This is a genomic window from Cobetia sp. 4B, from assembly GCF_018831605.1.
Classification (GTDB): domain Bacteria; phylum Pseudomonadota; class Gammaproteobacteria; order Pseudomonadales; family Halomonadaceae; genus Cobetia; species Cobetia amphilecti.
Map to the genome: position 1 here is coordinate 1,300,727 of NZ_CP059843.1, position 22,515 is coordinate 1,323,241.

18 protein-coding genes are annotated in these 22,515 nt (G+C 64.1%); all 18 read left to right on the forward strand.

Annotated features, from left to right (window positions below; translation table 11 throughout):
- Positions 1 to 195 precede the first annotated feature (195 nt).
- The 18 genes from H2O77_RS05565 to H2O77_RS05655 all read left to right on the forward strand — a co-directional run bounded on the left by H2O77_RS05565 (position 196) and on the right by H2O77_RS05655 (position 22,381).
- Positions 196 to 2,001: an NAD(P)H-hydrate dehydratase gene (locus H2O77_RS05565; protein ID WP_215824124.1), complete on the forward strand. Its 1,806-nt coding sequence runs from the start codon at positions 196 to 198 to the stop codon at positions 1,999 to 2,001.
- The gene (gene tsaE, locus H2O77_RS05570; RefSeq protein ID WP_043335197.1) at positions 1,982 to 2,467 is read left to right on the forward strand and encodes a tRNA (adenosine(37)-N6)-threonylcarbamoyltransferase complex ATPase subunit type 1 TsaE; all 486 of its coding nucleotides are present in this window, start codon (positions 1,982 to 1,984) and stop codon (positions 2,465 to 2,467) included. The genes H2O77_RS05565 and tsaE overlap by 20 nt, the downstream gene beginning before the upstream one ends.
- A gap of 121 nt (positions 2,468 to 2,588) precedes the next feature.
- Positions 2,589 to 4,043: an N-acetylmuramoyl-L-alanine amidase gene (locus H2O77_RS05575; protein ID WP_215824125.1), complete on the forward strand. Its 1,455-nt coding sequence runs from the start codon at positions 2,589 to 2,591 to the stop codon at positions 4,041 to 4,043.
- Positions 4,044 to 4,206: 163 nt separating this feature from the next.
- A complete protein-coding gene (gene mutL, locus H2O77_RS17855) occupies positions 4,207 to 6,567 on the forward strand; it encodes a DNA mismatch repair endonuclease MutL (protein ID WP_240548724.1) in 2,361 nt (786 codons plus the stop codon).
- A gap of 60 nt (positions 6,568 to 6,627) precedes the next feature.
- Positions 6,628 to 7,611, forward strand: coding sequence for a tRNA (adenosine(37)-N6)-dimethylallyltransferase MiaA (gene miaA, locus H2O77_RS05590; protein ID WP_082388890.1), 984 nt, complete (start codon positions 6,628 to 6,630; stop codon positions 7,609 to 7,611).
- A 114-nt stretch (positions 7,612 to 7,725) separates the two neighbouring features.
- A complete protein-coding gene (gene hfq, locus H2O77_RS05595) occupies positions 7,726 to 7,974 on the forward strand; it encodes an RNA chaperone Hfq (protein ID WP_043335203.1) in 249 nt (82 codons plus the stop codon).
- A gap of 15 nt (positions 7,975 to 7,989) precedes the next feature.
- Complete coding sequence (hflX, locus tag H2O77_RS05600; RefSeq protein ID WP_052384759.1) at positions 7,990 to 9,360, forward strand: ribosome rescue GTPase HflX; 1,371 nt, start codon at positions 7,990 to 7,992, stop codon at positions 9,358 to 9,360.
- A 387-nt stretch (positions 9,361 to 9,747) separates the two neighbouring features.
- Complete coding sequence (gene hflK, locus H2O77_RS05605) at positions 9,748 to 10,968, forward strand: FtsH protease activity modulator HflK (RefSeq protein WP_043335204.1); 1,221 nt, start codon at positions 9,748 to 9,750, stop codon at positions 10,966 to 10,968.
- Positions 10,968 to 11,849: a protease modulator HflC gene (gene hflC / locus H2O77_RS05610; protein ID WP_043335206.1), complete on the forward strand. Its 882-nt coding sequence runs from the start codon at positions 10,968 to 10,970 to the stop codon at positions 11,847 to 11,849. The genes hflK and hflC overlap by 1 nt, the downstream gene beginning before the upstream one ends.
- A gap of 348 nt (positions 11,850 to 12,197) precedes the next feature.
- Positions 12,198 to 13,382, forward strand: a complete 1,185-nt coding sequence (locus tag H2O77_RS05615; protein WP_131431591.1) for an ATP phosphoribosyltransferase regulatory subunit — start codon at positions 12,198 to 12,200, stop codon at positions 13,380 to 13,382.
- Positions 13,383 to 13,570: 188 nt separating this feature from the next.
- On the forward strand, positions 13,571 to 14,866 hold the full coding sequence (locus H2O77_RS05620; RefSeq protein ID WP_043335209.1) for an adenylosuccinate synthase: 1,296 nt from the start codon (positions 13,571 to 13,573) through the stop codon (positions 14,864 to 14,866).
- Positions 14,867 to 15,216: 350 nt separating this feature from the next.
- Positions 15,217 to 15,723 (forward strand): SUF system Fe-S cluster assembly regulator, encoded by a 507-nt coding sequence (locus H2O77_RS05625; protein WP_215824126.1) that lies wholly within the window; start codon positions 15,217 to 15,219, stop codon positions 15,721 to 15,723.
- 135 nt (positions 15,724 to 15,858) lie between these two features.
- Positions 15,859 to 17,301 carry a Fe-S cluster assembly protein SufB gene (sufB, locus tag H2O77_RS05630; protein ID WP_054557094.1) on the forward strand — a complete coding sequence of 481 codons (1,443 nt, stop codon included), beginning with the start codon at positions 15,859 to 15,861 and terminating at the stop codon, positions 17,299 to 17,301.
- 74 nt (positions 17,302 to 17,375) lie between these two features.
- Entirely contained in the window at positions 17,376 to 18,125 is a 750-nt protein-coding gene (sufC, locus tag H2O77_RS05635; protein ID WP_043335213.1) for a Fe-S cluster assembly ATPase SufC, read from the forward strand.
- Positions 18,125 to 19,537, forward strand: a complete 1,413-nt coding sequence (gene sufD, locus H2O77_RS05640; RefSeq protein ID WP_131431594.1) for a Fe-S cluster assembly protein SufD — start codon at positions 18,125 to 18,127, stop codon at positions 19,535 to 19,537. Before sufC ends, sufD begins: the two co-directional genes overlap by 1 nt.
- A complete protein-coding gene (locus tag H2O77_RS05645) occupies positions 19,534 to 20,778 on the forward strand; it encodes a cysteine desulfurase (protein ID WP_153635361.1) in 1,245 nt (414 codons plus the stop codon). The genes sufD and H2O77_RS05645 overlap by 4 nt, the downstream gene beginning before the upstream one ends.
- 166 nt (positions 20,779 to 20,944) lie before the next feature.
- Positions 20,945 to 21,520 (forward strand): putative Fe-S cluster assembly protein SufT, encoded by a 576-nt coding sequence (sufT, locus tag H2O77_RS05650; RefSeq protein WP_043335218.1) that lies wholly within the window; start codon positions 20,945 to 20,947, stop codon positions 21,518 to 21,520.
- Between the two features lie 255 nt (positions 21,521 to 21,775).
- Complete coding sequence (locus tag H2O77_RS05655) at positions 21,776 to 22,381, forward strand: YceI family protein (RefSeq protein ID WP_153635363.1); 606 nt, start codon at positions 21,776 to 21,778, stop codon at positions 22,379 to 22,381.
- Positions 22,382 to 22,515: the final 134 nt, after the last annotated feature.

Genomic DNA, 22,515 nt, shown 5'->3' on the forward strand with positions numbered 1-22,515 from the left:
CTTAGCGCAACTTGCCGGTCAGCCCAAGCGTGCTGCCTGACGGCGTGAGCACGGCAGGTAAGGTGCAGTAGAAAGGAAGGCGGCATGCAGCGCCATGCCTCACGATAGGCAACGCACGTCCAGGCAGGCACCGAGCGTCCAGACAGGCAACGAACATCCAGCCAGGCAATGGATATCCAGACAAGGAGTGTAGGCATGACAGCGCACGAATCGACCTCTGACCAGACCTGCCTCCCGGCATCTTCGGCGACCATGACGCTGTGGCGTTCGGTCAACTGTCTGTGGCCGTTGGCGGCGCTGCGTGATCTCGAGCATTGGATGCTCGCGGAGGAGACCGTCGCCGCCGACAGTGGTCAGAGCGAGGCGCCGGTGGAGAAGCGCCTGATGGGGCGCGCCGCGCAATCGGCGTTCGATCTGCTGCGTCAGCGTTGGCCTGAGACGCGCAGGCTTTGTGTGCTGTGTGGCGGCGGTAACAATGGCGGCGATGGCTATCTGCTGGCGCGTCTGGCATTGCTGGCGGGCTTCGAGGTGCGGGTCATCGCCTTGACGCCGGAGGATGCCTTGACCGGTGATGCGCAGCTGGCCGCGATCGCGGCGCGCGAGGCTGGCGTCGAGACGCTGGCATGGCCGAAGGCCGATGAGGAGGCGGCGGATGCGCTGCTCAAGGGCTGGCCCTTGCTGGTGGATGCGCTGACCGGCATCGGCCTGCGCGATGCGCCGCGCGGCAGCGTGGTCGAAGCCATCGAACGCATCAATCACGCTCATCAGCAGGGCATGCATGTCATGGCGCTGGATGTGCCCTCAGGCTTGAACGCCGCGACGGGCGCGGTCGCGGGTGTCGCCGTGGAAGCGGATGTGACGCTGACGTTTCTGGTCGACAAGCCGGGCCTGCACACCGGGCGCGCCGAGCTGCACGCCGGGCACGTCAGTCTGGCGCGCCTGGGCGCGGCGCGCGTGTTGCCGGAGGTGGTCGCGCAGTCGCGAACCGCGGCCTTGTTGGCAGAGGACGCCGTGCAGCGGCTGACACCGCGCTGGCTGGAGTCTGAGCTGGTGCCGCGCTCGCCGCTGGCCCACAAGGGCGATACCGGCAGCGTGCTGGTCTTCGGCGGCGGGCCGGGGCTGGGGGGCTCGGTATTGCTGGCCAGTGAGGCGGCGGCGCGGGCCGGTGCCGGCAAGGTTGCGCTGCTGACGGCGCCCGCGCATATCAGCGCCAGCCTGACGCGCTGCCCCGAGGTCATGGCGCGCGGCCTCAAGAGTGGCCCGGAGGGCAGCAGTCATGATGGCTTCGCCGTGCTGGAATCACAGCTGGCACAGGCCAGCGTGACGCTGGTCGGTCCCGGCATGGGTACCGAGAGTCTCGAGAGCATGCTGTGGGGCTGGGGCGGCATGTCGCGGGTGCTGGCGGCGGGGCAGCCGCTGGTCGTCGATGCCGATGGCCTGAGCCTGCTGGCCTGGCGCGCGAGCGAAGGCGACATCATCCGTCGCGACGACTGGGTGCTGACGCCGCATCCCGGCGAGGCCGCGCGTTTGCTCGATTGCAGTGTGGCGGACGTCGAACACGACCGGATCGCAGCCGCAAGAGCACTCCAGCAGCGTTTCGGCGGCAGCGTGGTGCTCAAGGGCGCGGGCAGTCTGGTGGCGAGCCCTGCGGGGGTACTCGAGGGGCCGGCGGTGGCGCTCTGCCCCTATGGCAATCCGGGTATGGCCAGTGGCGGCATGGGCGATGTGCTGGGTGGCATCATCGCGGGGCTGGCGGCGCAGGCGCTCAACGGCGGCTTCGATGCACGCCAGCCGCGTTCCTCCCAGGATGAGGCGGCGCAGGCCCGGCGTGTCACGCGCGCCATGGCGCAGGCGGCGCGGCTTGGGGTGCTGGTGCATGCCCTGGCGGCCGACCGGGCGGTGCAGGAGCGTGGTGAACGTGGCCTGCTCGCGGGTGATCTGGCATCCTATATGCATTTATTGCTCAATCCACGGGCCCGAGATGCGCATACTTCTGTCTGATGAAAACGCCCAGGTTGCCTTCGGCACTCAATTGGGAAATATCCTTGCCGGCCGCGGGCTGGTGTTCCTGGAGGGCGAGCTGGGGGCGGGCAAGACGACCCTGACCCGCGGCGTGCTGCGCGCCTATGGTCACCAGGGCGCGGTCAAGAGCCCGACCTACACCCTGGTGGAGCCCTACGTGCTGCCACGGGCCGAGGGTGGCGAGTGGCACATCAACCACTTCGACCTCTACCGCCTCGCCGACCCTGAAGAGCTCGAGTTCATCGGGGGGCGCGATCTGCTCGCCGCCGACAGCCTGGCGCTGATCGAGTGGCCGAGCTGTGGTCAGGGCTTTCTGCCCACGCCGGATCTGCGCATCACGCTGTTCGTCGCCGACGAAGGACGCGAGGCCGAATTGACTGCCCTGACACCGCGAGGTGAGGGTTGGTTGGCAACACTGGCCGAGCGCCGAACCTCTCAGGCATGATGACGCCTTTCCGCTTGCGATGTCTGGCGGCGCAGTGTCCGATCATTCGTTATCTTCATTCATGTTCTTTCTGTCTGGGTCATCCTGTCTGATGCCTGAAATAGCGTCCAAAATCCCCCGTATGCGTCTGGCGCGCAGCTTCCGTCGCTGGCTGGCGGGTGGCGTCGTCTGCTCGCTTGCCAGTCTGATGCTGGCGCCGCAGGCGCTGGCCGCCAAGGTCGAGAACCTGCGCCTGTGGACCGCACCGGACCACACGCGGCTGGTGTTCGATCTCGACAGTGCCGCCAAGGCCAAGGTCTTCGGCCTCGACAATCCGCGCCGTCTGGTGATAGACCTTGCCGGCAGCGAAGTGGCCAGTGCCGCGGTCGAGCGCAAGTTCGCCGCGCTGAATCTCGAAGGCAGCGCCATCAAGTCGATCCGCAGCGGCCGCCAGGGGGACGCCCTACGTGTGGTGCTCGACCTGACGCGCCCGGTCAATCCCAAGGACTTCACGCTGGCGCCGAATGCCAAATACGGCAATCGCCTGGTGGTGGATCTCGAGTTCCCCGGCGAGTCGGCGGTCGAGAATCCCATCGACCCCATCGAGGCTCGTATCCGCGAGCAGGAACAGGCCGCGGCCAAGCGCAAGCTGAAGGGCGAGCCGGCGGAACCTGTGGTCAATACCCAGGCGGCGGCACATCCCAAACGTGACATCATCATCGCGATCGACCCTGGCCACGGCGGGGAAGACCCGGGCGCCAGCGGCCCCAGCGGGACTCGAGAGAAGGATGTGGTGCTCAAGATCGGCAAGCGCCTCAAGCGCATGTTCGATGCCCAGCCCGGCTTCAAGGCCATCCTGACCCGCAACAGCGATTACTACATTCCGCTGCGCAAGCGCACCGAGATCGCGCGTGAGCAGAAGGCGGACTTCTTCGTCTCGATTCACGCCGATGCCTTCAACAGCCCGCGCCCGCACGGCAGCTCGGTCTTTGCGCTCTCAAGCCGCGGGGCGACGTCCGAGACCGCACGCTGGCTGGCCGCCACCGAAAACCGTGCTGACCTGATCGGGGGCGTGGATGGCAATCTCAGCCTGAATGACAAGGATGAGATGCTGCGTGGCGTCTTGCTCGACCTGACCATGACCGCGACGCTCAACGATTCGCTGGCGGCGGGTAGCGGCGTGCTGGCCAACCTCGGGCGCATGAATTCCCTGCACAAGCGTCAGGTGGAGCAGGCGGGCTTCGTGGTGCTCAAGTCGCCGGATATCCCCTCGCTGCTGGTGGAGACGGGCTTCATCTCCAACCCCCAGGAAGAGCGCAACCTCAACAGCGGCCCCTATCAGGAGAAGCTGGCGCGCTCGATCTTCTCGGGAATCCAGAGCCACTTCGAGCGCAATCCGCCGCCCGCGAGTCTGCTGGCATGGCAGCGCAGCCAGGCACGCGGTGGCAACGGCGGCGAATATCGCGTCAAGAGTGGCGATACGCTGTCGGAAGTGGCCCAGCGCCACAACGTGAGCATGGCGGCCCTCAAGCAGGCCAACAACATGAGTGGCGACACGGTACGCGTGGGCCAGCTGCTCAAGATCCCGCGCAGCTGAACCTGACGTCATGAAGTCGCCCTGACCGCGCCTTGCGTTGGCGGGGCGCAGACACTGTCCGCTGATGCAGTTCCGGCATGCGTTGCTTGCCGTGGCTGGGTCGGCGGACAGTATCGTTTTCAGAGAAGCAGCATTTTTCGCTCGTGTATCCAGGAGTCTATCGATGTCTGACGAGCTGACCGACATGCAGCCCGCTCGCCCTGGCGAGCGACGGATCCGTATCCTCAATCCGCGCCTCGCCAACCAGATCGCGGCGGGTGAGGTCGTGGAGCGGCCGGCTTCCGTGGTCAAGGAGCTGGTCGAGAACGCCATCGATGCCGGCAGCACCCGCATCGAGCTGGAGCTGGAAGGTGGCGGTGCGCGGTTGATTCGCGTGCGCGACAACGGCTGCGGCATCACCGAGGAAGACCTGCCGCTGGCGCTGTCACGGCATGCGACCAGCAAGATCGAGAGCCTGGATGACCTCGAGGGCGTGGCGAGCCTCGGTTTCCGGGGCGAGGCACTGGCTTCGATCAGTTCGGTCTCGCGGCTGGAGCTGTTCTCGAATGTCTCGGAGGAACCGGCCAATGGCTGGCGCGTGGTGGCGGAAGGGCGCGAGATGGCGCCGCGCGTCTCCCCGGCGCCGCATCCGCGTGGCACCAGCGTCGCGGTGCGTGATCTGTTCTTCAATACGCCGGCGCGCCGCAAGTTCATGCGCACCGAGAAGACCGAGTTCGGTCATGTCGAGGAAAGCTTCCGGCGGCTGGCATTGTCACGCCACGACATCGGCTGGACGCTGCGTCACAACCAGAAGGTGGTGCATCAGCTGCGCGCCGGTGAAGACACCCTGACGGTGGAGCGGCGCATCGGTGCGCTGCTCGGGCGCAACTTCCTCGAGCATGCGCTGCATCTGGATATCGAGGCCTCCGGCCTGCGTCTGTCCGGTTGGGTGGGCTTGCCGACGCATTCGCGTGCCCAGGCCGATCAGCAGTATTTCTTCGTCAATGGCCGCGTGGTGCGCGACCGGCTGGTCGCGCATGCCGTGCGTCAGGCCTATCGCGATGTGCTGTTCCATGGTCGGCATCCGGTGTTCGTGCTCTATCTGGAGCTCGACCCGACGGTGGTGGATGTCAACGTTCACCCGACCAAGCACGAAGTGCGCTTCCGGGACGGACGACTGGTGCATGACTTCCTGTTCTCGAGCCTGCACAAGGCGCTGGCCGAGGTGCGCCCCGGTGACAACAGCGCCGCGCCTACCGGCATCGACGGGCAGGAGAAGGAGGAGGACCCCGGCTGGCAGCAGCAGGGCATGCGTCTTGGCCGTCAGGAGCAGGATGCCCAGCCAAATGCCGCCTCCGAACAGCAATCGACATCGGCCGGTCCGCAGGCCGGGGGCGACTCGTCAGTCTCGCCGAGCGCGCCTGCCGGCGCTGCGGCCCCCTGGCAGCCTTCCTCGCAGTTGCCGCCTGCCGGTGATGGTCGCTCCAGCGAACGCCTGAGCGCCGAGCGTGTGCGTCAGTTCATGGCCGGCTATCGGGCACTGCACCCCAGCGAAGATCATCTGCTGACGCCGGGTGGCGGCGCAGGCGGTGCGGGCGTGGCCAATGATCCGGCGGCGATCGCCAGTGCCGAACGTGAGGCGCGGCGTGCACCACGTGTCACGCTGGGCGAAGGTGGTCGCGAGGGTGACGGGCCAGGGCAGGGCGCAGGACAGGGGAGTGCGCAGGCCGGTGTCGGGGAGTCTGCGCCCGGCTGGCGGGTCGACACGCCTCAGGTGGGTGGGCCGTCCGGTGGCGCGCCTTCCAGCGACGGCGTGTCTGGCCTGTCGGCGCCGTCTGTCTCTAGTGGCTCGGGCTCAGGCAGTTCGGTCTCGGGTGGTTCGGTCTCAGGCAGTTCGGTCTCAGGCAGCTCGGCAGTGGTGATGCGTGGTCTGCCGGCGCAGAGTGACGACGATGACACCCCGCCGCTGGGCTACGCCGTGGCGCAGTTGCATGGCGTTTATATCCTGTCGCAGACCTCGCGAGGGCTGGTGATGGTCGACATGCATGCCGCTCACGAGCGCATCACCTATGAGCGCATGAAGCAGCATGTGCATGGTGGCGGCCATCTGGAGGCCCAGCCGCTGCTGGTGCCGGTGTCGCTGGCGGTCAGTGCGCGCGAGATGGGCACCTTCGAGCGCGAGTCCGAGGCGTTCACGCGTCTGGGCGTCGAGCTGGACGCTGCCGGGCCGGAAACGCTGCTGGTGCGTCAGGTGCCGGTCGTGCTCGGCAATGCCGATGTGGAACCCCTGGTGCGCGGCATGCTGGAAGACCTCGAGCGCTATGGGCGCAGTGACCGCATGGAGGCGCACATGAATGAACTGCTCGCCGACATGGCGTGTCGCGGCAGCGTGCGCGCCAACCGCCGTCTGACGATTCCGGAAATGAATGCCCTGCTGCGTGACATGGAGCGCACTGAGCGCTCCGGGCAATGCAATCATGGCCGACCGACCTGGACCGAGCTTTCGATGCATGAGCTCGACAAGCTGTTCCTGCGTGGCCAGTAGATGACGCCCCGTGTCGTCGCGGTTCACCCCTGATTCACCTCCCAGCCCAGACAATAGGCCATGACCCAGATTCAACCCCCTGAAGATTCCCGACACCACGCGCCTGAGGTGGCTGACAAGCCGCCTGTCGTGTTGTTGATGGGGCCGACGGCCTCCGGCAAGACCGACCTCGCCATTCGCTGGCATGAGGAGCAGGGCGCGGAGCTGGTCAGTGTCGATTCGGCGCTGATCTATCGCGGCATGGATATCGGCACGGCCAAGCCGAGCGCGGCAGAGCTGGCCCGAGCGCCACACCGCCTGATCGACTTTCTCGACCCGCTGGAGAGCTATTCCGCCGCCGAGTTTCGTCGCGATGCGCTGGCGCATATCGCCGAGATCCAGTCCCGCGGCAAGATGCCGCTGCTGGTCGGCGGCACCATGATGTATTTCAAGCGTCTGTTGGAAGGCGTGGCGGAGCTGCCGGCGGCGGATGCCGAGCTGCGCGCGGAGCTCGAGGCGCGTATCCAGTCCGAGGGTCTGCCGGCGCTGCATGCGCAGCTGGCGCGGCTTGATCCGGCCACGGCACAGCGCATTCGGGCCACCGACCCCCAGCGGCTGACACGCGCGCTGGAGGTCTGTCTGATCAGCGGGCGCCCGATGAGCGAGCTGCTCGCGGAGCAGCCAGAGGCGGAACTTCCGTTCCGGCCGATAGCGATCGCACTGGCGCCCCACGATAGAGCCGTGTTACATGAACGTATCGAGACGCGTTTTGATCAGATGTTGGAACAGGGCTTCATTGCCGAGGTCGAAGCGCTGAAGGCACGTCCGGAGCTGCATGCGGGCCTGCCCTCGATACGTTGTGTCGGCTACCGTCAGGTGTGGGATTTTCTCGATGGCCATCTGAGCCGGGATGAGATGCGCGAACGCGGCATCATCGCGACGCGTCAACTCGCCAAGCGACAGTTGACCTGGTTGCGGAGCTGGCAGGGGATTCACCCGGTGGATTCCATGGGTGTAGATCCTTACAGTGAAACCTTGAAAATCGTGCGCCAGACCTGCACTTAGCGTAACATGAGCGGTCACGACCCGCGCCCGTGAAGCCCCCTCAAGAGGGCAACCCGGAGCGCTGGCGAACATAACCATACTTACCTCGAACGAGACATTTTTACGGAGAGTCACATGTCCAAAGGTCAATCACTCCAGGACCCGTACCTGAACATCCTGCGCAAGGAACGTATCCCGGTCTCGATCTTCCTGGTCAACGGCATCAAGCTGCAGGGCCAGATCGAATCCTTCGATCAGTTCGTGATCCTGCTGCGCAATACTGTCTCCCAGATGGTTTACAAGCACGCTATCTCGACCGTGGTGCCGTCGCGCAATGTGCGCCTGCCGGCCCAGGATCCGAGCGTGCCGTCCACAGAAAGCTGAAGTTAGAGGCGCTGATTGTTCTTCGAACGACCCGAAGCCGGTGAAACGGCCGTCCTGGTGCATGTCAATTTCCGGGACGAAAAAGAACGCGAGGATGCCGGTGAGCTCCTCGAACTCGTACGTTCGGCAGGCGCCGTGCCGGCGACCCTCATCGAGGGTAGCCGGCCCCGCCCCGACTCCCGTACGTTCATCGGAGAAGGCAAGCTTGAGGAAGTGCAAGAGGCCCTGGCCGTGCACGAAGCCGAGCTGGTCATTTTCAACCATTCATTGAGTCCTTCCCAGCAGCGTAACCTCGAAGCCACGCTCAAGTGTCGCGTCATCGACCGTACCGGTCTGATTCTCGACATCTTTGCCCAGCGTGCGCGGACCCATGAGGGCAAGCTGCAGGTGGAACTCGCACAGCTCGAGTACATGTCCACCCGCCTGGTGCGGGGTTGGACCCACCTTGAGCGTCAGAAAGGCGGTATCGGTCTGCGAGGCCCGGGGGAAACCCAGCTCGAGACTGACCGTCGCCTGTTGCGGGCCCGTATCAAGTCGATCCACAAGCGACTCGAGAAGGTGCACAAGCAGCGCGATCAGAACCGCCGTGCCCGTGCGCGTGCCGAGATCCCGAGTCTGTCGCTGGTCGGCTATACCAACGCCGGCAAGTCGACGCTGTTCAACGCGCTGACCACCTCCGAGGTGTACGCCGCCGATCAGCTGTTCGCGACGCTGGACCCGACGCTGCGTCGTCTGGAACTCGAGGATGTCGGCCCGGCAGTCCTGGCCGATACCGTCGGCTTCATTCGTCATCTGCCGCACAAGCTGGTGGAAGCCTTCCAGGCGACCCTGCAGGAAGCGGCGGAAGCGGATCTGCTGGTACATGTCATCGACGCCGCAGATCCGGAGAATGACCGCAATACCGAGCAGGTCAATCACGTCCTGAGCGAGATCGATGCCGGTGATGTGCCGCGTCTGTTGGTCATGAACAAGATCGACCGACTCGACATGGCGCCGCGCATCGAGCGTGATGGCTTCGGTCGTCCGCTGGCGGTGTGGCTGTCGGCACGCGACGGCAAGGGGCTGGATCTGTTGATGCAGGCCTTCGCCGAGCTGCTGTCGGACAACGTCATCTCCATGCAGCTGACGCTGGGGCCTGCCAAGTCCCGTCTGCGGGCAGGCCTGCATGAGCTGGACGCGGTCAAGGACGAGCAATATGACGAGCAGGGCAATGCGCTGCTGGACATTCGTCTCGAGAAACGCGACTTTCTGCAGTTGTTGTCGCATCTTGGTGAATCGCCTGAAGATTATCTCGGCGGTGAACATGACGACCGCGAAGCCTGGCAGCGTGAGCTGTCCGCCGAACGCGCGGAAAAGCATCGCGTGTCGGTCACGCACAAGTCCTGATACCGTCTGGTAGCGAGACTTGCGCCGGTGCGCTGCGCAGCACTCGATGAGAAGTGGCGCACGAGGCAGCAGCGCACCGTTGTCGCAACGCAGTGGCAAGCACTACCCGGCATCCATCGCCGCGCACGAATGACGATGGATGCCCTCGCGCAGGGCATGACCTGCGCGTCAGAGCAGCGGGCATTCAGCAGGATGGGCTGGATGCCGTCCGACGGACGATGGCCGTCGGGCAGGGCCATGGCCTTCTCCCGCAAGGGACGCGTCGCCATGCCGTACGAGAGAATCGGTCGCCGGAGGCCATCAGGCTCAAGGCACGGAACCGGTCGCAGCTGGCAGGGCGGCGTCATCATAATGACGAGCGGAACATCGACTGAGTGGAGACGACGTATGGCTTGGAATGAGCCGGGTGGCGGCAACCAGCATGACCCGTGGAGCGGCGGTGGTCGCAACGGGGACAAGAAGGGGGGCGGGGGTAACGGCGGTGGCAATGGTGGACCGCCCGACCTCGACGAAGCGCTGAAGAAATTCCAGGACAAGCTCAACGGCATGCTCGGCAATGGCCGCAAGCGTCGTGGCGGTGCCGGTGGCAATGGCGGCAACGGTGGCAGCACCAATGCCTTCGCACTGCCGGGTATCATCGGTGTCATCCTGGTCGCCATCTGGGCGGCTTCCGGTTTCTATCTGGTCGATCAGTCAGAGCGTGGCGTCGTGCTGCGTTTCGGCAAGTACAACGACATCGTCGGTCCGGGCCTGCACTGGAATCCGCCGATCATCGACGATGTGCGTGAGGTCAACGTCACCAAGGTGCGTTCGCTCTCCCAGACCAAGTCGATGCTGACCCAGGACGAGAACATCGTCGAAGTCCAGATGTCCGTGCAGTATCAGGTGTCCAACCCGCGTGACTTCCTGCTCAACGTCCGTGCGCCCGAGATCAGTCTCGAGAACGCCATGGACTCTGCGCTGCGTCACGAAGTCGGCAGTGCCGACATGAACGACATCCTGACCTCCGGTCGTGAACTGCTGGCCAGCAACGTCAAGTCGCGCCTGCAGTCCTATCTGGACAACTACGGTGTCGGCCTGACGCTGCAGACCATCAACGTCGAGTCCACCTCTGCGCCGGCAGCGGTCCAGGATTCCTTCGATGACGTCATCAAGGCGCGTGAGGATCGTCAGCGCACGATCAACCAGGCACTGGCCTACGAGAACTCGATTCTCCCGGAAGCCCAGGGTCAGGCGCAGCGCATCATCGAGGAAGCCGAGGGTTACAAGGAATCCGTGGTCGCGAAGTCCCAGGGTGAGGCCAACCGCTTCACGTCCCTGCTGACCGAGTACCAGAAGGCGCCGGAAATCATCCGCGAGCGCATGTATCTGGAAACCATGGGTGAAGTGCTCGGCAAGACCAACAAGGTGCTGGTGGATGTCGAGAACGGCAACTCCCTCATGTACCTGCCGTTGGACAAGCTGGCCAACAAGTCCAGTGCTGCCGCCGAAGACAGCAGTGGCATGAGTCGTAGCGAGCTGGACCGTGTGTCCCGACAGGCGAGTGATGCCCTGAGCCGCAGCCAGAGCACTGACAGCAGCAACAGCATCCGTCGGGAGGGTCGTTAATGATCAACAATCGCTCACTGATGGCCGTCGCCGGTCTGGCCGTAGTGGCCTGGCTTGGTAGCAACAGCCTCTACACGGTTGATGAGACCCAGCGCGCCATCAAGCTCAAGTTTGGTGAAGTGGTGGAAGACAACATCCAGCCCGGTCTGCATTTCAAGCTGCCGGTCTACAACACGATCCGTACCTTCGATACGCGCGTGTTGACGCTGGATGCCCAGGCAAGCCGTTATCTGACCCGCGAGAAGAAGGCCGTCATCGTCGACTCCTTCGTCAAGTGGAAGATCGTCGATCCGAAGCGCTACTACGAAGCGACCTCCGGCGACGAGCAGATGGCCGAGCGCCTGATCGCGCCGCGTGTCGACGAGAGTCTGCGTAACGAGTTCGGCAAGCTCGAACTGGTGCAGATCATCTCCGAGCAGCGTGACGCGCTGATGAAGAAGCCCACCGAAGAGCTCGACGAGGTGATGCGCAAGGAACTGGGGGTGTCGATTCTCGATATCCGCGTCAAGCGTATCGACCTGCCGGACGAAGTCTCCCAGGCGGTCTATGAGCGCATGAAGACCGAGCGTCAGCGTGAGGCGCGTGAGTATCGTGCCCAGGGTCAGGAACAGGCCGAGAAGATCCAGGCCAATGCCGATCGTCGCCGTTCCGTCCTGCTCGCGCAGGCTGAAGAACAGGCGCAGACCCTGCGCGGTGAGGGCGATGCCTCCGCCGCTGCCATCTATGCCGGTGCGTACGGGGCGGATACCGAGTTCTTCCGCTTCTACCGCTCACTGCAGGCCTATCGCGACAGCTTCAAGGGCGATGGCAACATGATGGTCATGCAGCCGGACAGCGAGTTCTTCCGCTTCTTCAAGGACCCGCAGGGTGGCAGCAAGTAAGCAGCATCATCAAGCCCGAAGGCTCGCCTTCGGGGATGTTGCGCGCGGCCTCTGGCAGCATCAGAGGCCGCGCAGTGGATGAACCTCGCTCGAGAGGTTCGCGGGGTTCATCCCACAAGGATTCATGCTAGACTCCTGCAACCGGGCACCGCCCGGTTTTTTTGTGGCCGCTTTTCATGCACAGGCGCAAGGCCGACAGGAAAGCGTCGAGCAGGACCTTGCTTCACGGGTCTCGGTCGGCTGCGGTGAAATCCCCCGCAGGCGTCGCGTTCGTCACGCACGCCAGCCGGGTGAATTTCCTCGCGTCACGAGTCACCCCTTGTCATAAATCTCTCGCAGGATAGCGCAATGACCATCGCAGATCGCTGGCTCCTCCCGGATGGCATGGATGAGGTATTGCCCCCTCAGGCAACCCGTATGGAGGCGCTGCGCCGCGCGCTGCTCGACCTCTATCATCGCTTCGGCTATGACCTGGTGCTGCCGCCACCCGTCGAATTTCTCGATTCGCTGCTGACCGGCACCGGTACAGAGCTTGATCTGCAGACCTTCAAGCTGACCGACCAGATGACCGGTCGCATGATGGGCGCCAGTGCCGACGTCACCCCGCAGGTGGCGCGCATGGATGCTCACTCCCTGCACCGCGAAGGCCCGGTACGTCTGTGCTACTGCGCCAACGTGCTGCGCACCAAGGCGGACAAGCACCAGGGCGGTCGCAGCCCGGTGCAGGTCGGTGCTGAGCTGTTCGGTCACGCCGGCCTCGAGGCCGACCACGAGATCCTGCATCTGGCGCTGACCAGTCTCGAGCAGGCTGGCGCCGGTGAATTGCACCTGGCACTGGGGCATATCGGCATCTATCGTGCCTTGATCGCCGAAGCCGGCATGAATGACGAGCACGAGCGTGAGCTGTTCGCTGCCATCGAGCGCAAACAGTATTCCGCACTCGATGCATTGATCGATCGCGTGGTGGGTGACAAGGTAGTGGCGGGCATGCTCAAGGCGCTGCCGCACCTGCACGGTGATGACGAGATTCTTGCCCAGGCGCGTACCGCCTTCGCCGGCGCACCGGCGGCAGTCGCCAGCGCTCTGGATCAGCTGACGGCGCTGAGCTGCGCGGTCCGCGAGCGTCATCCGCAGGTCACGCTCTATTTCGATCTCGCCGAGCTGCGCGGTTACGAGTATCACACCGGCATGGTGTTCGCGGCCTACGTCCCGGGTTACGGTCAGGCGCTGGCCAAGGGTGGTCGCTACGACGATACTGGACGTGCCTTCGGTCGTGCGCGTCCTGCCACCGGCTTCTCGATGGACCTCAAGCAACTGGCCTCGCTGGCCGTGCAGGCTCCGGCCTGCGACGGCATCTGGGCGCCGGCACTCAACGACAGCGCGCTGCGTGAGTGTGTCGATCAGCTGCGTGCCGCTGGCGAGCGTGTCATCGAAGCGCTGCCGGGCCAGACCACCGGCGCGGATGCACACCGTTGCAATCGTGAGCTGGTCAATGGCGACGGCGGCTGGCAGGTCGTCACACTCGATGCCTGAGCTTGTATGGCTGAGCCTGGATGCCTGAGCTTGGATGACTTAGCTTCGGTGATCCGAGAGCGATGGCAGCGAGTGACAGATAGCAGAACAGCTGGGGCCACTGGGTCCCGAGGTGCAGCTGCCGACAGGGCAGCTGCACTTGTGAGTGGGTTTTCACCGACGGTTATTCACCGAAAGAGATAGGAACCATGGGCAAGAATGTAGTCGTGCTCGGCACCCAATGGGGTGATGAAGGCAAGGGCAAGGTCGTCGACCTGCTGACCGAATCCGCCAGCGCCGTCGTGCGTTTCCAGGGTGGCCACAACGCGGGTCACACCCTGGTGCTGGACGGCAAGAAGACCGTCCTCCACCTGATCCCGTCCGGCATCCTCCACCCGGGCAAGACCTGCGTCATCGGCAACGGTGTCGTGCTGTCTCCGGAAGCGCTGATCAAGGAAATCCGTGAGCTTGAAGCCAACGACGTGCCGGTGCGTGATCGCCTGCGTCTGTCGCCGGCCTGCCCGCTGATCCTGTCCTACCACGTGCGTCTGGACCAGGCGCGCGAGAAGGCCCGTGGCGTCGCCAAGATCGGTACTACCGGTCGCGGCATCGGTCCGGCCTACGAAGACAAGGTCGCGCGTCGTGGCCTGCGTCTGGGTGACATGCTCCACCGTGAGCGTTTCGCCTCCAAGCTGGGCGAAGTGCTGGATTACCACAACTTCGTGCTGCAGCACTATCACGGTGAAGCGCCGGTCGACTTCCAGCAGGTGCTGGACGAAGCCATGGAAATGGCCGAAGAGCTGCGTCCGATGGTCTGCGACACCGTGGATCTGGTCCACTCCGTGCGCAAGGCCAACGAGAACATCCTCTTCGAAGGTGCTCAGGGCTCACTGCTCGACATCGACCACGGTACCTACCCGTACGTCACCAGCTCCAACACCACTGCCGGCGGCACCGCCACCGGTTCCGGCGTCGGTCCGCTGTATCTCGACTACGTGCTGGGCATCACCAAGGCCTACACCACGCGTGTCGGCTCCGGTCCGTTCCCGACCGAGCTGTTCGATGAGTTCGGCCGTCACCTGGCTGAGCGTGGCCACGAATTCGGTGCCACCACCGGTCGTGCGCGTCGTTGCGGTTGGTTCGATGCCGTCGCCCTGCGTCACGCCGTGCAGATCAACTCGGTCAGCGGCATCTGCCTGACCAAGCTGGACGTGCTGGATGGTCTCGAGAACATCCGTGTCTGCATTGGCTATCGCAGCAAGGATGGCGACGTGCTGGACAACCCGGTGGATTCCGAAGGCTACGAAGCCATCGAACCGCTGTACCAGGACCTGCCAGGCTGGAGCGATTCCACCATCGGCGTGCGCGAAGTCGACAAGCTGCCGGCCAACGCCCGCGCTTACATCAGCTTCCTGGAAGAGCAGGTCGGCGTGCCGATCGACATCATCTCCACTGGCCCGGACCGCAACGAGACCATCGTGCTGCGCAACCCGTTCCACGGCTGATCATCACGCATGGCTCAGATGAGACTTGCATGACGGCATGATGGCGTGACCAAGACACCCCGTCGGGATTCTCCCGGCGGGGTGTCTTGCATTGTAGAGAGGGTGGGGCTGCCATCATCGATCACCTGGCGCGCACGGGATTGTTGTACAGAGCGCCTGAGGCTTCGGGCGTGGCTGGTAGATATTTTAAATGGGAATGATTGTTATTTTTGTTGTGATCGGCGGCTATCTTGTCGGCAAACTGGTTGCCCAGGTCGCAATTCGACGTTTTCGGTGGGGTCCCCGCTTCACATCGTTCTGATACAGGACTAAAATGGTCCCCAATTAATCTTCCCGTGGTGGAGGCCAGCATGCTGAAGCTTTCCAAGATGACCGATTATGCCGCTGTCGTGATGGCGCGCATCGCCCGCGAGCCGGACTCGGCCCATGCGGCGATCGATCTGGCCGAAAGCGTGCAGCTGCCGCATCCCACCGTGAGCAAGACGCTCAAGGCGCTGGTGCGGGCAGGGCTGCTTGAGTCGCGGCGCGGTGCGCTGGGCGGTTATCGCCTGGCACGCCCGGCCAGCCAGATCACGGCCAGCGACATCATCAGCGCCATCGAAGGCCCGGTGGCCGTGACCGAGTGCAGCCACGCCGATGGCGATTGCGAGCTGGTCAACACCTGCGGGGTGGCCGACAACTGGCAGCGCGTCTCGTACGCCATCAGTGAGCTGCTGGGCAGCGTGACGCTGGCGCATCTGGCGTCATCCGCGCCACTGCGCATGCCGGTGCAACTGCCGATTCAGGCCATCAGCCTGTACGGGGATGACGAACCGCCCCCCGTGGCCACGGCAGCCAACGGCACTGGCAAACGCTAGAACCGGCAAACGCTGAATCCGTTGCCGCGCGACACACGTCGCCGTGGCAACACGAACATTCGAACTTCGCTGCGATTCGGGCGGGGTGATCAGGCATCTGAACAGACCCGGAGCTCTCCGGGAGAGGAGACCAGCATGGCGAGCCAGGAGATGGAGCAGCTTGTACAGCGCGAGTACAAGCAGGGCTTCGTGACCGATATCGAGAGCGACACCATTCCGCCGGGACTGGATGAAAGCGTGATTCGCTTCATCTCGGCCAAGAAGGGTGAGCCGGAGTGGATGCTGGAGTGGCGTCTGGATGCGTATCAGCAGTGGCTGAAGATGAAGGCGCCGTCCTGGGCCCACCTGGATTATCCGGAGATCGACTACCAGGCGATTTCCTACTTCAGCGCCCCGAAGAAGCCGGAAGACCGCCCGCAGAGTCTGGATGAGGTCGACCCCAAGCTGCTCGAGACCTACGAGAAGCTGGGTATCCCGCTGCACGAGCGTGCCGCATTGGCCGGTGTCGCGGTCGACGCGGTCTTCGACTCCGTGTCCGTGACCACCACCTTCAAGAAGGAGCTGTCCGAGGCGGGCGTCATCTTCTGCTCCATCTCGGAAGCCATCCAGGACTACCCGGAGCTGATCAAGCAGTATCTCGGTACCGTGGTGCCCAAGGCAGACAACTACTTCACCGCGCTGAACGCGGCCGTCTTCACCGATGGCTCCTTCGTGTTCGTGCCGGAAGGCGTGACCTGCCCGATGGAGCTTTCCACCTACTTCCGCATCAACGCCGCCAACACCGGCCAGTTCGAGCGTACCCTGATCATCTGCGAGAAGCAGGCTCAGGTCTCGTATCTGGAAGGCTGTACCGCGCCACAGCGTGATGACAACCAGCTGCACGCCGCCGTGGTCGAGCTGGTGGCCCTGGAAGACGCCTACATCAAGTACTCCACCGTCCAGAACTGGTATCCGGGCGATGAAGACGGCAAGGGCGGCATCTACAACTTCGTCACCAAGCGTGCCGACTGCCGTGGTGACCGCTCCAAGGTCTCCTGGACCCAGGTCGAGACCGGCTCCGCGATCACCTGGAAGTACCCGTCGTGCATCCTGCGCGGCAAGGACAGTGTCGGGGAGTTCTACTCCGTCGCCGTCACCAATGGCCGGCAGCAGGCGGACACCGGCACCAAGATGATCCACATCGGTGAGGGCACCAAGTCCACCATCGTCTCCAAGGGCATCTCGGCCGGTAACTCCGAGCAATCCTATCGTGGTCTGGTCAAGATCGGCCCGCGGGCCAAGGGCGCGCGCAACTTCACTCAGTGTGACTCGCTGTTGATCGGCGACCGCTGTGGCGCGCACACCTTCCCGTATCAGGAAATCGGCAACGCGACGGCCACCGTCGAGCACGAGGCCACGACCTCCAAGATCGGCGAAGATCAGCTGTTCTACTGCCGTCAGCGCGGCATCAGCGAGGAAGATGCGGTCAACATGATCGTCAATGGCTTCTGCAAGGACGTTTTCCAGGAGCTGCCGATGGAGTTCGCCGTCGAGGCCGAGGCGCTGCTCAACGTCACCCTTGAAGGCGCCGTCGGCTGATCCCGCCGTCCCCTTCGCATTCACCCCATTCTTGAGGGCCGCTCGCGGGCGGCCTGTCAGCAAAAGGTATCAACATGCTCGTAGTCAAAGATCTGCACGTTTCGGTGGAAGGCAAGGAAATCCTCAAGGGTCTCGATCTGACCATCAACAAGGGTGAAGTCCACGCCATCATGGGCCCGAACGGCGCAGGCAAGTCCACGCTGTCTTCCGTGATCGCCGGCAAGGACGGCTATGAAGTGACCTCGGGCACCATTACCTATGAAGGTGAGGATGTGCTGGAGATGGAAGTCGAAGAGCGTGCGCGTGCCGGCATGCTGCTGGGCTTCCAGTACCCGGTGGAAATTCCGGGGGTCAAGAACGTCTACCTGCTCAAGGCGGCGCTGAATGCCAAGCGTGAAGCCGAAGGCCTGGGCGAGATTCCGGCCCCGGAATTCATGAAGCTGATCCGCGAGAAACTGGCCTTCATGCAGATGGACGCCAGCTTCCTGCAGCGCGCCGTCAACGAAGGCTTCTCCGGCGGTGAGAAGAAGCGCAACGAGATCCTGCAGATGCTGGTGCTGGAACCGAAGCTCGCCATGCTCGACGAGATCGACTCCGGCCTCGACATCGATGCCCTCAAGGTCGTCGCCAAGGGCGTCAACTCGCTGCGCAACGAAGACCGCGCCGTGCTGATGGTCACCCACTACCAGCGTCTGCTCGAGCACATCGTGCCGGACCAGATCCACGTGTTGATGGATGGCCGCATCGTCAAGTCCGGTGACAAGTCGCTGGCACTCGAACTCGAAGCCCAGGGCTATGACTGGCTGCAGGAGGAAACCGCGTAATGACAGCACTTGCTACCGCGTCCGTCCCCGGCAGCGAAGCCTTCGCCAGCGAATTCGCTGCCCGCAAGGCTCGCTTTGCGGCCGATCCGAGCTGGATGGCCGCCCGCCGTCAGGCCGGCATCGCCCGCTTTGAAGCCCTCGGCCTGCCGACCCGCAAGGTCGAGGCCTGGAAGTACACCGACACCCAGGCACTGGGTCGTCAGCAATATCGTCTCGCCGACGATGCAAGCCTCGCGCCGGCCGTGAAGGATGCGCTGGCTCTCGACGTCGACGCCTACCGTCTGGTGTTCGTCGATGGCCTCTACAATGCCGAGCTTTCCGATGTGGCAGGTCTGCCCGACACCGTGCGTGTCGTGCCGCTGTCTGACGCCATCGTCAATCAGCCGGAAGTCATCGGCGGCTCGCTGAACCGCCTGACCGGCATCGATTTCACGCCGTTCGTGGCGCTGAACTCCGCCTTCACCGAAGAGGGTGCGGTGATTCAGGTCGGTCCGCGCACGGTGCTCGACAAGCCGGTCTACGTGCTGTTCCTGTCGCGTGCCGCCGTCGAAGGCCAGCCCGTGACCATGAGCCACCCGCGTCTGCTGGTGCAGCTGGGCAGCCGCGCCGAAGCCAGCGTGATCGAGCATCACATCGGTGAAAGCGGCGCGACCAACTTCACCAACATGGTCAGCGAAGTGATGCTGGAGCGCGGCGCCGTGCTCAATCACTACAAGCTGGGCGAAGCCGCCATCGGCGAGACGCATATCGCCTCGCTGCAGGTCGAGCAGCCGCGTGACAGCCAGTATCGCTCCATCAACCTGAACACCGGTGGTGGTCTGGTGCGCAACGACATCGTCTGCGACCTGAACGGCAACAACGCCCATGCACGCCTCGATGGCCTGTTCTTCGGTCGTGATCGCCAGCACGTGGACACCCACTCGCTGGTCAATCACAACGAGGCACTGACGTTCTCCGACGAGAACTACAAGGGTATCCTGGCCGACCGCGCCCGCGGCGTCTTCAATGGCCGCGTGCTGGTCAAGCGCGACAGTCAGCAGATCGAGGCGCATCAGAACAACGCCAACCTGCTGCTGTCGGACCGCGCCGAGATCAACACCAAGCCGGAACTCGAGATCTACGCCGACGACGTCAAGTGCTCCCACGGCACCACGACCGGTCAGCTCGACGAGACCGCCGTGTTCGCGTTGCGCGCCCGTGGCATCGATGAGCAGACCGCCCGTGGCCTTTTGACCCTGGCCTTCGCCAACGAAGTCATGACGGGCCTGGGCATCGACGCCATCGCCGAGCGCATCGAGCGCAGTGTCGCGGGACGCCTGCCGTCACGCTTCCACCTCGATGAGCTGGTCGATCTCAGCGTCGAGCTGGGCGGTGGCGCCGTGGCGGTGGCACGTGATGAGGACTTTGCATGAGCGCACTCGACAACCTGATGCTCGACGTCGTGCGGGTACGCGAGGATTTTCCGATCCTCGAGCGTCGCGTGCATGGTGATGTGCCGCTGATCTATCTGGACAGCGCCGCCACCAGCCAGACGCCGACCGCCGTCATCGACGCGATGAGCGACTATTATCGCAAGACAAATGCCAACATCCACCGCGGCCTGCATACCCTGGCGGATGAGGCGACGGCGGCCTTCGAAGGTACGCGTGAGAAGGTGCGCAGCTTCATCAATGCGCGTCTGACGCGGGAAGTTATCTTCACGCGTGGCACCACCGAGGCGATCAATCTGGTCGCCAACAGCTGGGGGGCCAACTGGCTGAATGCCGGCGATGAAGTGCTGATCTCGGTGATGGAGCATCACGCCAACATCGTGCCGTGGCAGCTTCTGGCCGAGCGTCTCGATATCGTCATCAAGGTCATCCCGTGTGACGACGATGGCGTGCTCGACATGGCGGCCTACCGCGACCTGCTGGGCGAGAAGACGCGCCTGGTCTGCGTCAATCAGGTCTCCAACGCCCTGGGCAGCATCAACCCGGTGGCCGAGATGGCGACGCTGGCACACGCTCACGACGCGCTGATTCTGGTCGATGGTGCCCAGGCGGTACCGCATCAGCAGGTCGATGTGCGCGAGATCGATGCTGACTTCTATGTCTTCTCGGGCCACAAGATGTACGGCCCGACCGGCATCGGTGTGCTCTACGGCAAGGAAGCGCTGCTGGAGGCGATGCCGCCGTGGCAGGGTGGTGGTGAGATGATCCGCACGGTGTCGTTCGAGAATGGCACCCTGTTCGCGGACCTGCCGCACAAGTTCGAGGCCGGCACGCCGCCCATCGCCGAGGTCATCGGGCTGGGCAAGGCCATCGACTGGCTGGACTGCACCCACATGGCGCTGATCACGCGCTGGGAACAGCAGCTGATGCGTCATGCCAGCGAGCGCATGCGCGAAGTGGACGGCCTGCGCATCATCGGCAACTCGCCCGACAAGGCGGGCGCGATCTCCTTCGTGGTCGATGGTGCCCACGCCCAGGATATCGGTCTGCTGATCGACCAGCTGGGGGTCGCCATCCGTACTGGCCACCACTGCGCGCAGCCGGTGCTGCGTCGCTTCGGTGTCGACGCCACCTGTCGGGCTTCCTTCGCGGCCTACAACACGCCGGAAGAGATCGACATGTTCGTCGATGCCCTGCAGCGTGTGCTGACCATGGTGCGCTGAGCACCACCCCGCGGTGGCCCTGATGGGCGCTGATCAATGAGGCTCGCGCATGGCGGGCCTCATTGGTATCGGCACTCGCCAGGGGATGTTGTCACCCGCACGTCTTGAGTGAACCAACAGAATTCACGATCCGCATGCCTGTCATGCGGCTCGGCAAGGAGAGGGCATGAGCCACACTGAAGACCAGCTGGCCAGCCTCGGCAAGGGCCAGAAGATGCCGTTGCAGCGGGACGTGGAGGGCATCTCGGTACCGTTCGGCAAGTCGGTGACCCTGCACGAGGACTCGGTGGTCGAAGTCATGCAGGCCAAGGGCGGCACCGTCAGCGTCGCCTTCGAGGGTCGCATGTACCTGATCGAGAGCTTCAGCCTCGATGCGCTGGGGCTGGACGCCGTGCCGCGTCCGCATCTGCCGGCCGGCCAGAGCGATGCCGACATCGAGGCCTTCGTCTGGGCCCAGCTGCGCACCTGCTTCGACCCCGAGATCCCGGTCGACATCGTCGAGCTGGGGCTGGTCTATGGCTGTCGTATCGACACCCTGATCAGCGGCGAGAAGATGGTCAATCTCAAGATGACGTTGACCGCGCCGGGCTGCGGCATGGGCAACGTCATCGCCGAGGACGCCAAGCGCAAGATTCTCGGCGCCGAGGATGTCTCCAAGGTCCACGTCGAGATCGTGTTCTCGCCTGCCTGGTCGCGCGAGATGATGAGTGAGGATGCCCGCCTGGAACTGGGCATGTTCTGAACATCATCAGCGCGCCTTTGTCGTCTGCTGTTGTCGCCCTTTACTGACTGCGGCTCCCTGGAGGCCTTTCATGGCCGTCAGTCGCAGTATCACTCGGGTGAGATGCAGCAAACGCAACCGGATGGGCGGGAACCTCTCGTCCATCCGGCTATCCAATTCACGTTGCTGAGCGTCCGGGCAAGTTGCTGCCTCGGGCCGCGTCGGCACGTCCGTTTGACGGTTTCCCGTATCACCTGCCTCAAGGAAGACTCCCCAATGCGATTCCAGACTGCGCTGCGCACCCTGACCGCCACCCTGATCCTGAGCACCGCTGCCAGCGCGCAGGCCGCCTGGAAGCTGGATGGCGATGTGTCACAGCTGAGCTTCCAGACCACCAAGATGGCCAAGTCGGGCGCCAGCACCGTCGAGACGGATGCTTTCACCTCCTGGCGTGCGCGCGTCAATGACGCCGGTCAGCTGTCAGTGGAGATCGACCTCGACTCCGCCAGTACCGGCATCGACATTCGTGACCAGCGCGTCAGCGAGAAGCTGTTCGAGTCCGGCACCTATCCGTTGGCCGTGATGACCGCCAGTCTCGACATGCCGACCCTCAAGGTGATGGAGCCGGGCGACACTCAGAAGGTGGATGTCGAAGGCCAGCTGACGCTGCACGACAACACCCAGAACCTGCCGATGAGCCTGCAGGTGACGCGCCTGCGCGGCGATCGCTGGCTGGTGCAGACCCTCACGCCTGTGATGGTCGACGCTGAGCAGTTCGCGCTGGTTGATGGCATTCGCACCCTGCGTGACCTGGCCGGGCTTGGCAACATCGCGACCCAGGTGCCGGTCAACGTCAAGGCCGTGATGGTGCAGGAAGACTGAGCGGAGTCACCCGCATGCGTGGCCGGGGAACAGTCAGTGCTGGCAGAGCCTCGGCCGCTTGGGTAGGCTGGGCGCTCATGCCTGCACGATGTGACGGTAACGGCAGGAAAGACAGGCAGGGATGGGCGTGAGGA